Origin of the sequence: Streptomyces sp. NBC_00513, from assembly GCF_041431415.1 — a bacterium.
Classification (GTDB): Bacteria; Actinomycetota; Actinomycetes; order Streptomycetales; family Streptomycetaceae; genus Streptomyces.
The window spans coordinates 8,006,509-8,018,837 of record NZ_CP107845.1; the positions used below are offsets into that span (position 1 = coordinate 8,006,509).

Annotated in this window: 6 protein-coding genes; all 6 read left to right on the plus strand. The window is 75.7% G+C overall.

The genetic code is table 11. The annotated features are described in order from the left end of the window. Positions 1-93 precede the first annotated feature (93 nt). The 6 genes from OHA84_RS36115 to OHA84_RS36140 all read left to right on the plus strand — a co-directional run bounded on the left by OHA84_RS36115 (position 94) and on the right by OHA84_RS36140 (position 12,205). Positions 94-2,967, plus strand: a complete 2,874-nt coding sequence (locus tag OHA84_RS36115; protein WP_266967308.1) for a LuxR family transcriptional regulator — start codon at positions 94-96, stop codon at positions 2,965-2,967. Between the two features lie 83 nt (positions 2,968-3,050). Further along, on the plus strand, positions 3,051-5,975 hold the full coding sequence (locus tag OHA84_RS36120) for a LuxR family transcriptional regulator (protein ID WP_266967306.1): 2,925 nt from the start codon (positions 3,051-3,053) through the stop codon (positions 5,973-5,975). Positions 5,976-6,016: 41 nt separating this feature from the next. Beyond that, positions 6,017-8,791, plus strand: coding sequence for an AAA family ATPase (locus OHA84_RS36125; RefSeq protein ID WP_266967304.1), 2,775 nt, complete (start codon positions 6,017-6,019; stop codon positions 8,789-8,791). A gap of 353 nt (positions 8,792-9,144) precedes the next feature. After that, positions 9,145-10,239 carry a cytochrome P450 gene (locus OHA84_RS36130; RefSeq protein ID WP_266967303.1) on the plus strand — a complete coding sequence of 365 codons (1,095 nt, stop codon included), beginning with the start codon at positions 9,145-9,147 and terminating at the stop codon, positions 10,237-10,239. Continuing rightward, positions 10,236-10,457, plus strand: a complete 222-nt coding sequence (locus tag OHA84_RS36135; protein WP_371591562.1) for a ferredoxin — start codon at positions 10,236-10,238, stop codon at positions 10,455-10,457. The genes OHA84_RS36130 and OHA84_RS36135 overlap by 4 nt, the downstream gene beginning before the upstream one ends. Before the next feature lie 146 nt (positions 10,458-10,603). Further along, complete coding sequence (locus tag OHA84_RS36140; RefSeq protein WP_266973793.1) at positions 10,604-12,205, plus strand: GMC oxidoreductase; 1,602 nt, start codon at positions 10,604-10,606, stop codon at positions 12,203-12,205. Positions 12,206-12,329 lie beyond the last annotated feature (124 nt).

The following is a 12,329-nucleotide window of genomic DNA, read 5'->3' on the forward strand; positions in this document are numbered from 1 at the left end:
GGTGTCGCTTACGCTCTTGTTTCTCGGGGGAGGATTGCGGCGTTTGGGGCACCGGGCGCCAGGAGTGGATTCACGGAAGAAGAGGGAAATACCGTGGCGGTCACCGTCGGTACTGTCCGGGCCCCCGGCCCGACCCGGAGCCTGGACGTCCGCACAGCCGAACTCGACGCCCTGCTGCGCCACGCCGCCGACGCCGGGGCGGGCGCCGCGCGCGCCGTCCTCGTCAGGGGGCCGGCCGGGATCGGCAGGAGCCACCTGCTGGCCGTCGCGGGCGAACGACTGGCCGCCGAGGGCATGACCGTACGGCGCGTCACCGGCCTTCCCGGCGGTACCTCCGTGGTCCGCGCGGTCGACGCCCTCCTCGCACCGCCGCCCGGACCGCCGCCCGGGACACCGCTCCCGGGGCCGTCCGCGACACCCGCGCGGCCGGACGCGGCCGCCGGGCCGCCCGGTACGCACGGCGACTGGCACCGGTTCCACCGCCGCACCCTGGACCTCCTCGCCTCCGGCCCCACGGCCCTGGTCCTCGACGACGCCCAGTGGTGCGACGAAGCCTCCCTGCGCTGCGTCGACTTCATCCTGCGCCGGTCCGCCGGCCGGCCCCTGCTCGTCGTCCTCGCCCAGCGCACCGGCGCCCCGGGCCCCGGAACCCGGGTGCTCGCCGAGATCCTCGCCCAGGACCGCTGCGCCCTGCTGGAACTCGGCCCCCTGGACGAACCCGGCACCCAGCGCATGGTCACCCGGGTCTTCGGCGCCCCCGCCGACCAGCCGTTCGTCCGGCACTGCACGCAGATCACCGGCGGCAACCCGCTGCTGCTCGACCGACTGCTCCGCGCCCTGCGCACCGTGGGCATCCCGCCTGGCGCCGACGCCCTGCACCAGCTGAGCTCCGTCCACCGGACCGTACTGGCCTCCCTGATACCCGGGTTCCTCGCCGCCGGGCCCCGCCCCGCCCGGCAGGTGGCCACGGCCCTCGCCGTGCTCGGACGCGCCGACGCCGACCCGCTCGCCGCGTTCAGCGGGCTCAGCGGCCGGCGCGTGGAGTCCGCCCTGAGCTGGCTGCGCCACATCGAGGCCGTACCGCCCGGCTCCCCGCCCCGGATGCGCGAGGGGATCCGTACAGCCGTCCTCGCCTCCCTCGACGGCCCCGAACTGCAACGGCTGCGGGCCCGGGCCGCCCGCGTCCTCAGCGACGCCGGGCACCCCGCGGCCGAAGTCGCCGCGCAGCTCGCCCTGCTGGACCGGATCGACGAACCGTGGATGTTCGCGGTGCTGCGCGACGCCCTCGCCGAAGCCCCGACCCGCGCGACCGTCAGCGCCGCCGGCCGCTGGCTGCGCGGCCCGGGCCGCCGGCTCACCGCCGCCCGGCGCGGCGACCTGCACGTCGAACTGGCCCGCGCCGCCAGCCGCACCGTCGTCGCCCCCGCCCACGCCCTCTGGCACCTTCGCCAGGCCCTCGAGCTGACCCCCGCCCCCCGGGAACGGGCCCCCGTCGCGGTGAAGTACGCCATGATGGCGCTCGGCACCGGAAGGGCCCCCGAAGCGCTCCGATTACTGGAGCGGGTCCTGGACGACCTGCGCGCCACGACGGCCGCGGGCGAGGAGCCCGCCGACCGCGAGGTACGCGTCACCGTCGAATCCGCCCTGCTGGCCACTGCGGTGAACGACCGGACCGCCCTGCCCGCCGCCCGCGCCCGGGCCGCCGCCCTGCCCGTCCCGGACGGACACAGCCCCGCCGACCGCCGGCTGCTGGCCGCGCTCAGCGCCTTCGCCGCACTGGACGGCGGCTCCGCCGGCCGGGCGGCCGCCCTCGCCCGGCAGGCCCTGCGCGCCGACGAACCCGGCACCGCCGGCTGGGGGGTGTTCTGCTCCTCCGCCGTCCTCGCCCTCGCCGACTGCGCCGAGGAAGCGCTGACCGCACTGGACCAGGCGCTGTCCCCGGCCGAGGCCCACCCGCCGCTGTGGCCCCGGCGCGCCGCGCTGGCCGGCCGCTCCCTGATCCTGCACGGCATCGGCGACGTACCGGCCGCCGCACGGGATGCCTGGGCCGCCGTCGAGGGCGTCGGACCGTCCGGGGCCCCGCCGTTCGCGCGCGTCGCGCTGGCCTCCGTACTCCTCTCCCAGGGCGAGGCCCGGCAGGCGGCCACCGTGCTCGACGAGCTCGCACGCGTCGCGCCGGACCTGGACCGCAGCGTCTGGGAACGGCACCACTACCTGTACACCCGGGGCCGGATCCTGCGGGAACTGGGCGATCTGGACGGGGCGCTGGAGCAGTGGCGCCGGTGCGGCCGCAGCCAGGAGGAGGCCGGCATCGCCAACCCGGTGCTGGCACCCTGGTGGCTGCCCACCGCCACCACGCTGGGCCGCCTCGGCCGGGGAGCCGAAGCCGCCGGCATCGTCCGGGCCGCACAGGAACGCGCCCGGAGCTGGGGCACGCCGCGCGCCCTGGGCCTGGGCCTGGTCGCGGAGGCCTCGGTCGTCGAGGGCCGCGGCCGTACGGAGCTGCTCACCGAGGCCGTCGAGCTGCTGGCCGACTCCCCGGCCCGGCTGGAACTCGCCAAGGCCGAATACCAGTTGGGCCGCGAACTGCTCGTCCTGGGGGACGCCCGCGGCGCGCGCGGCCATCTGCGCCGGGCCATCGGCCTCGCCACCCGCTGCGGCTACCACGTCCTCTCCGCCATCGCCCGCGACGCGCTGGTGACCGCGGGGGGCCGGATGCCGCAGCTCGCCACCGTCCCCCTCGACTCCCTCACCCACAGCGAGCGTCGCATCGCGACGCTGGCCGAGCGCGGCCACAGCAACAAGAAGATCGCGGAAACGCTCTTCATCACCCCGCGCACGGTGGAGATGCACTTGACCAACGTCTACCGGAAGCTCGACGTGCGCGGCCGCGCCGACCTGCCGCGCGGCCTCGCGGGCCGCCCCGGAGCGCCCGGACGGGCCGACGGCCTGCCGGCCACGTCCTGACTCCCCGGGTGACGGCACGCAGCCCCCGGCGGCAGCCGGGAGGAGCCCCAACGGACACGACACCCCCTGGAGGACGGACAGCCATGGAGCGGACGAGGACAGCGCCGGACCCGGCCCGCCGGACCCGGCCCACCGCCCCCGCGCGGCCGGCGGCGCCCGTCGGACGGGACACGGAGGCCGGGCTGCTGCGCGGCCTGCTGGAGGAGCTGCGGGAGGGACGGCCAGCCCTCGTCGAGGTGCACGGCCCGCCCGGCATCGGACGCAGCTCCCTCCTGGACCACGCCGCCGCCCTCGCCCCGGCGGCGGGGGTACGGGTCGCGGCCGCCCGGGCGACGGCGGAGGAGGCCGGCCTGCCCTACGGCGTCGCCGCGCAGCTCCACGCGCGGCTCCTCCCCGCACTCACCCCGGACAGCCCCGCCGTGCCGCCCGCCGGCGCCGCCCGTCCCGGCGACGGGCAGGCCGGAGGAGCCTGGACGTGCCGCCCCGCGGACCTGTGCGCCGTCTTCCTGGAGGCCGCCCGCAGCGGGCCCCTGCTGCTCCTCGTCGACGACGTCCAGTGGGCCGACCCGCAGTCCCTGCGCTGGCTCCAGGCCCTGGCCCGCAGGCTCGCCGGGGCGCCCCTCATGCTCCTCACCGCCCGCAACACCGCGGTACCGGCCGGCGCGCACGACCGCATCGAACCCTGCACCCTGGCCGGCGAGGACGCCGTGGCCCGGCACCTCCTGACCCTGGGCCCCCTGCCGGACCGGGCCGTCGGCGAGGTACTCGCCGGGACCTGGCACACCCCGGTGGACGAAGCCTTCCGCACCGCCGCCCTCCAGCACCTCGAAGGCAGCCCGGCCCTCCTGCGCTCGGTCGTCGGACGGTTCCTCCGGCACGGCTGGACCCCCGACGCCGACCACCTCGGCCGGCTCGCCGACAGCGCGGCCGAAGCCGTACGGGAACGCACCGTACGGACCGTCGCCCTGCTCCCCGAGGAACTCCTCGGCGTGCTGCGCGCCGTAGCCGTCGCCGGACCCGACTGCACCCCCGGCCTGATCGACGCCCTCGCCGGACCGCGCACCCTGGGGACCGCCCGGGTCCTGGCCCTGCTGTCCGGGGCCGGCCTGCTCGCCCCGGGACCCCGGCCTGGCCTGCGGAGCCCCGCCGCCGCCCGCGCTGTCCTCGCCGACCTCGGCAGCGAACACCGCGAGGAACTCCACGCCCGGGCCGCCGAATGGGCCCACCGGGCCGCCCTCCCCGACCGGACGCTCGCCCGGCTGCTGCCGGACGCCCGCCGGATCGGCGCCCCCTGGGCCGTGGAAGCCCTGCAGCGCGAGGCCGCCGACTGCCGGGCCGCCGGCCGGTCCGCCCGCGCCGCCCGGCTGCTCGAACGGGCCCTGCGCGAACCGGTGTCCCCCGCCCTGCGGGCCCGGCTGCTCACCGACCTCAGCGCCGCCGTCCTGCCCACCGAACCCGAGGTCGCCAGCCGTCACCTGTACCGCGCCCTGCACCCCACCGGCGACGGCTCCTGGCCCTCACCCGGCGCCGGAGCCGACGACGGGACGGGCCCCGCCCGGCTGCGCGCCGCGGAACTCCTCGTGGCCCGCGGCGACGTCGTCACCCCCCGCTCCCGCATCGCCCGGGCCGCCGCCGACGCCCGCCCGGGCACCGCCGAGCACTCCGGCCTGCGCGCCCTGCACTGGATAACCGAGTACAGCCGGCCCGACCCGGCCGACGAGACCGACGCACCCCTGCCCGAACCCGGCCCGCCGACACCGGAACGCTCCGCCGAGGCGGCCGTCGCCGCCTGGCGCACCGCGCAGCGCGGCCGCGACATCACCCGGGCCCGGTCCCTCGCCCGGGCGGCGCTGGCCCCGCCGGCCCGCGAGCACGTCCCGCTCACCGTCCGGGCGGCGGCCGCACACGCCCTCGTCCTCACCGGGGACACCGTCGAGGCGCGCCGGGCGCTCGACGAGATCCTCGTACGCGCCGGCCACCGCGACGCCCCCGCCGTCGCCGGCCTCGCCCTGCTCGTCACCTGCCTCGCCGAACTGCGGGCCGGCCGGGACGAGGCCGCCGCGCGGGCCCTGGAGCGGTGCGAGGAGCTCATGCCGAGCCGCTGCTGGCATCCGCTGATGGCACCGGGACCCCTCGCCCTGCGGGCCCTGCTGCACCTGCGGCGGGGCGAGCGGAGCGCGGCCGAACGGGTCCTCGCGACCGAGCTGCCGCCCGGCGCCGAGGGCGGGCTGTCCTGGGCGTACCTGCTGTATGCCCGCGGCCGGGTCCGGCTCGCGGGCGGACAGCGCGAGGCGGCTTTCGCCGACCTGCTGGAGTGCGGGCGCCAGCTGCTCGCCCGGCAGGCCTCCAACCCGGCCCTGCTGCCGTGGCGTTCGGCCGCCGCGCGGACCCGCGAGCCCGGGGACCCGGTGGCCGTGGCCCTGGTCGCCGAGGAGCGCCGGCGCGCCCTGCTGTGGGGATCGCCCACCGCCATGGCGGCGGCCCTGGGGGAGGGGCCCGGGCCCGCGCGCCCGGGATCCCCGGGCCCCGGCCGGCCGGCCAGCTGGCAGTACCGGCAGGCGCTGGTCGCCCTCGGCACGGCCCCGTACTCCGGCCACCTCACCGTCGACTCCCTCCTCGGCAGCGACCGGGGGGCGGGTGCGCGGCGGCCCGCTCCCGGCGGGCCCCTGGCGCCGAACCCGTCGACGTCCGGGCCCGCATCCGCATCCGTACCCGGGCCCGCACACGTACCCGCATCCGTACCCGCATCCGCACCAGCCGCCCCACGCGTACCCGAGCCCCGAACCCCGTCCGCGCGGCCGCCCGCCGCGGGCCCGCTGACCCGCGCCGAGCGGCGCGTCGCGGCCCTCGCCGCCTCGGGCCGGGCCAACCGGGCCATCGCCGAGGAACTCGCCGTCACCCCCAGAACGGTGGAGCTCCACCTGACCAAGGCCTACCGGAAGCTCGGCATCCGAGGCCGGCCCCAGCTGCCCGCTGCGCTGGAACGGACACCGAGGGAGTCCGCATGACGAGGTCGACCCGCCCACACGAAGGGCGAGGCGGAGGAACGATGAGGCCCCTGCTGCACCGGCAGAAGGAACTCGACCTGATCACCGGGGCCATGGACGCCGCGCGCCACGGCCCCGCCGGCGGCTCGGTGGTGATCGTCACCGGCGGCCTGGGCACGGGCAAGACCGCCCTGCTGCGCGCCCTGCCGGCGCTCGCCGAACGCCGCGGCATGCGCGTCGTCACCGCCAGCGGAGCCGTGTTCGAACGCGACTTCGGCTTCGGGGTGCTCGACCAGCTGCTGACCCCCGTCCTGCCCGGCACCGCCGTCGCACTGCCCGGCGACAGCACCAGCCCCTCGGCGGGCTCCGAGCAGGACGCCGCCCTCCTCGCGCTGCTGGCCGAACGCAGCGCCCGCACACCGCTGCTCATGCTGGTCGACGACCTCCAGTGGGCCGACCTCCCCTCCCTGCGCTGGCTCGCCCGGCTGGCCGCACAGGTGGCGCGGCTGCGCGTCACCCTCGTCGTCACGCTCCGAGAAGGCGACCCCGGGGAGGACGGACCACAGCTCCACCAACTCACCCGACACGCCGCCCGCGTCCTGCGGTTGCAACCCCTGCCCCCCGAGGGCACCGCGGACCTGGTCGCCGCCCTGACCGGGCGCCGCGTCGACCCGGCCTGCGCGCAGGCCTGCCACGAGGTCACCGGGGGCCATCCGCTGCTGCTCACCGCGCTCCTCGACGCCCTGGCCGGTGCCGGAGAAGGGGCCGTGGACGACGTCCGGGCCATCCGCGCGGCCCGGCCCGTCGCCCTGCACGAACGGTTCACGGTCGTCCTGCGCGACCAGCCCATGCCGGTACGGGAGTTCGCCGCCGCCCTCGCGGTCCTCGGCGACGGCGCGGACGAGGAACTGGCGGGCCGGCTCGCCGGACTCGACGACACCGGCCGGACCGAAGCCGCCCGGGTGCTGCGCCGGCTGGGCCTGCTCGCCGAAGGCCGCGTACCCCGCTTCGTCCACCCGGTGGTGGGCGACGCCGTCGAGGAGGCGATGACACCCGCCGAGGCCGAGAGCATCCGCGTGCACGCCGCCCTGCTGCTCCACCTGGGAGGCCACCCGGCGGAGCGGGCCGCCACCCAGCTGCTCGCCGCCTCTTCCACCTGCCACGAGGACTGGCAGCTCGACGTCCTGCGGTCCGCGGCGGGCGCGGCCCGGCGGCGCTCCGCCCCGGACACCGCCGCCCGCTACCTGCGCCGCGCCCTGCTCGGCACCTCGCCCGAAGGACCGGACCGGGCCGAGCTGCTGGTGGAACTGGCCACCGTCGAGCGGGACGTCGCGCCCCGCGTGGCCCTACGGCACTTCGCCCAGGCCCTGGCCCTCTTCCCGGACGCGGACCAGCGCGCCCGGGTGGCGGGCCGGATCCCGCCGTTCCTCCTCGACGGCTGCCCGCCCGCCACCCTCGACACCGTCGTCAGGACCGCCGCGGAACTGGGCGGGGCCGCGGAACTCACCGGCACCGCCCGCCGGCACGCCCTGCGGCTGGAGGCACGGCTGCGGCACGCCGCACCGGGCGACCCGGCCGACTGCGGCGCCCGCCTGCGCTCCCTCGGCCCCCACCCCTGCCTGGACACCGCGGCCGACCGCGAGCTGGTCACCGTACTGCTGCACGGCGCCGCCACGGCCCAAACCATCACCGCCGCAGAGGCCGTACCGCTCGCCGAGCGGCTGCTCCAGCACGAACCCGCCGCCGCCGGCCACGCGCACACGGCGATGCCGCTGCTGACCGACGTCCTCGTCGCCTCCGACTCCCTCGGCACCCTCGGCCCGTGGCTGCGCACCGCCCACGACCGGGCCCGCCGGGAGAAAGCCGACGTGCCGCGCGCCGTCATCGCCGTCGAACTCACCCGGCTCGCCCTGGCCCGCGGCGACCTGACACGGGCGAGGGCGTACGCGGCGGAGGCGCTCGCCCTGGACATCACCGACTGGGCCACGCTCCAGACCTTGGCCGCCCTCGTCCTGACCGCCCTGGAGGCCCGGGACACCGCCCTGGGCGGACAACTGCTGTCCGGCGCCCGGGAGGAAGCCGCCCCGGGCCACCGGCCCTCCCTGCGGCGCCTGCTGCACGGTTCGGCCGCCGCACTGCGCGAGGACCTGCCGACCGCCCTGGACTGCGTCCTGGACTGGGGTCACACCGCCGAGCGGGCCCACTGGCGCAACCCCGGCATGGCGCCCTGGCGTTCGTGGGCGGCGGCGCTGTCGTACCGGACGGGCAGGCCCGACCGGGCCCACGCCCTGATGGACGAGGAGTACGCCCGCGCCCTGAGCTGGGGCAGCCCGGTGCCCCTCGGACGGGCCCAGCGGGGCAAGGGCGCCCTCACCGAAGGCGCGGGCGGCATCCGGCTGCTCAGGGAGTCCGCGGACACCCTGGAAGGGACGGCCAACGCCCTCGAACGGGCCCGCACCTCGCTCCTCCTCGGCCGGCGCCTGCTCGCCGCCGGGCAGGAGGCCGAGGCCGAGCACCGGCTGACCCGCGCCCGGGAGGAAGGCCTCGCCTGCGGCGCGCCCTGGCTGGCCGAACGGGCCGGGCTGGCCCTGCACGGCATCGCCGGATCCCACCGCGCGGACGTGGTGGCCGCGCTGACCCGCACGGAGCGCCGGGTCGCCGGCCTCGCCGCCCGCGGCGCCTCCAACAAGGCCATCGCCGAGCGGCTGGAGGTGAGTTCGCGAGCCGTCGAGAAACACCTCACCCGCGCCTACCGCAAGCTGCGCATCGAGGGCCGTACCGGTCTCGCCGCGATGGCCCGGCTGCTCTCCGAGGAGCCCGGCGCCGTGTGCCCGTAGGTGGAGGGGGGAGCGACCGAACCGAACCGAAACTCCTACGGTACCGCCGGTAACCGTACCCCCGGCCCCCCTCCCACAGGGTTAGCGCACCAGGGATTGATTTCGTTGACACCCCTCGACGCGTCTTCATACCTTCATTTTCGGCGGTGAAATAACTGCGTGGCCGAGGCCGTCCCAAGGCCGTATTCCCGGACAGCCGCGGCACGTCCCGCCTCGGTCGAAGAATGCGTGCCAGCCAGGAGAGGGAAGAAATGAGTCAGGGCGCACCGGTTGTCTTTTCAACGGTCCGGGACGGATATTTCAATCCGCCGCCGACGACGCAGTCCCTGCGGCAGACCGAACCGATTACCCGGATGGAATTCGCCGACGGACATCTCGGATGGCTCGTCACCGGACATTCCGCCGCCCGGGCCGTCCTCGCCGACAACCGGTTCAGCGCCCGCGGCGAACTCAAGCACCCGCCGGTACCGCGCGCCGCCACTTTGGACGAGGCCCCGGCCGCACCGCCCGGCATGTTCATCCAGCACGACGACCCCGAGCACCAGCGGTACCGCAAGCTCCTCGTCGGACAGTTCACCGTCCGCCGTATGCGGATGCTCACCGAATGGATCGAGGGGATCACCGCGGAGCGCCTCGACGCCATGGAACGCCTCGGGTCCGAGGCCGACCTCTTCGAGCACTTCGCGCTGCCCATCCCGTCCCTGGTCATCTGCGAACTGCTCGGCGTGCCCTACGCCGACCGCGCCGGCTTCCAGCACGACACCCACGTCTGGAGCAGCTTCGGCGAGTCCACCGAGGTCGTCACGGCGGCCTTCCTGTCCCTGGGGACCTACCTCCAGGGCCTGGTCCGCCTCAAGCGCGCCGAGCCCGCCGACGACATCCTCAGCGGCCTGATCACCGCCGACCCGGACCTCACCGACGAGGAACTCACCTCGATCGCCTTCCTCCTGCTGGTCGCCGGACACGAGACCACCGCGAACCAGCTCGCCCTCGGCACCTTCGCCCTGCTGCGCCACCCCGAACAGCTCGCCGCGCTGCGCGCCGACCCCTCCTTGATCGAGGGCGCCGTCGAGGAGAGCCTGCGCTACCTCAGCATCGTCCACCACGGCCCCACCCGGGCCGCGCTGGAGGACGTCGAGATCGACGGGGTCCTCATCAGGAAGGGCGAGGTTGTGATGGTCTCCCTCGCCGCGGCCAACCGCGACCCCGAGCGCTTCGAGGACCCCGAGACCTTCGACGTCACCCGGCGCGCCGCCGGACACCTCGGCTTCGGACACGGCATCCACCAGTGCCTCGGCCAGCAGCTGGCCCGCATCGAGCTGCGCGTCGGCTTCACCGCCCTGCTGGAGCGCTTCCCGGGCCTGCGGCTGGCCTGCCCGCCCGAGGAGATCGAGCTGCGCCACGACATGCAGGTCTACGGCGTGTACGCGCTGCCCGTCGCCTGGTGACCCGCGGCCCCCTGAAGGTCGAGGTCAGCCCGGACCTGTGCTGCGGCGCCGGCATGTGCGCCCTGCTCGCCCCCGAGGTCTTCGACCAGAGCGACGAAGGGGTCGTACTGCTCCTCGACGCCCGTCCGCCCGCCGCTGTGTGCGCCGCTGTCCGCGAGGCCGCCGACCAGTGCCCCTGCACGGCGATCACCCTGCACGAGACCCCCGAGGCCGGCTGAAGGCCTCCCCCCGGGGCTTCCTCCCCAAGGCCTCCCACCCAGGGCCTTCCGCGCCCCGCCGCGCGACCCGCCCCCCCCGCACCACCGCTCGCACCCTTTCGGAAAGCCAGGTACACACCGTGGAACAGCACCTGTCACGTCGCCGCATGCTCGGACTCACGGCCCTCGGCGCCGCCGCCCTGGCGGGCAGCACCACCATCGGCGCCCCCCGCGCCCTGGCCGCCGACCGCTCCGGCAGCCCGGCGTTCGTCCCCGCCGTCGTCATCGGGACGGGCTACGGCGCCGCCGTCACCGCCTTACGCCTCGCCGAGGCCGGCGTGCGCACCGTCATGCTCGAAATGGGCCAGCTGTGGAACCAGCAGGGCCCCGACGGCAACGTCTTCTCGGGCATGCTCAAGCCCGACAAGCGCTCCAGCTGGTTCAAGACCCGCACCGAGGCCCCCCTCGGCAGCTTCCTCTGGCTCGACCTCGCCAACCGCGACATCGACCCGTACGCGGGCGTCCTGGACCGGGTCAACTACGACCAGATGTCCGTGTACGTGGGCCGCGGCGTCGGCGGCGGCTCCCTCGTCAACGGCGGCATGGCGGTGGCCCCCAAGCGCTCGTACTTCGAGGAGGTGCTCCCGCGCGTCGACTCCGCCGCGATGTACGACCGCTACTTCCCGCGCGCCAACTCCATGCTCCGCGTCAACCACATCGACAACGGCTGGTTCGAGAGCACCGACTGGTACAAGTTCGCCCGCGTCTCCCGCGACCAGGCCCAGAAGGCCGGCCTGGGCACCGTGCACGTCCCCAACGTCTACGACTTCGACTACATGCGGCGCGAAGCGGCCGGCGAGGTCCCCAAGTCGGCGCTGGCCGCCGAGGTCATCTACGGCAACAACCACGGCAAGCAGAGCCTGGACAAGACCTACCTGGCCGCCGCCCTGGGCACCGGCAAGGTCACCATCGAGACCCTCCACCAGGCCAGGACCATCCGCCAGCAGAAGGACGGGACCTACCTGCTGACCGTCGAGCACAAGGACGCCGACGGCAAGCTGCTCGCCACCAAGGAGGTCTCCTGCCGCCACCTCTTCCTCGGGGCCGGCAGCCTCGGCTCCACCGAACTGCTGCTGCGCGCCCGGGAGACCGGCACCCTGCCCGACCTCAGCTCCGAGATCGGCGCGGGCTGGGGCCCGAACGGCAACGTCATGACGGCCCGCGCCAACCACGTGTGGAACCCCACCGGCGCCAGCCAGTCCTCCATCCCCGCGCTGGGCATCGACGACTGGGACAACCCCGAGGCCCCCGTCTTCGCCGAGATCGCCCCCATGCCGGCCGGCCTGGAGACCTGGGTCAGCCTCTACCTGGCGATCACCAAGAACCCCGAGCGCGGCACCTTCGTCTACGACGCCGCCAACGACCGGGCGAACCTGCGCTGGACCCGCGACCAGAACACCCCCGCCGTCAACGCCGCGAAGTCGCTGTTCGACCGGGTGAACCGGGCGAACTTCACGATGTACCGCTACGACCTCTTCGGCAAGCAGGTCAAGGCCTTCTCCGACGACTTCTCCTACCACCCGCTCGGCGGCTGCGTCCTGGGCAAGGCGACCGACGACTACGGCCGGGTGTCCGGTTACAAGAATCTCTACGTGACGGACGGCTCCCTCATTCCCGGCTCCATCGGCGTGAATCCGTTCGTCACCATCACCGCACTCGCCGAGCGCAATATCGAACGCGTCATCCAGCAGGACATCACCGCGTCGTAATCCGGCCGCCGGCACCGGTCCGGCCGACCGTCGCCGCACCGCGAATCGTCACGGGGTCCCCCCGGCATGCCCGCGCGCCGAAATGCGCTGCGGCAACAGCAAATTGGCAGTAGTTCAACGGGTC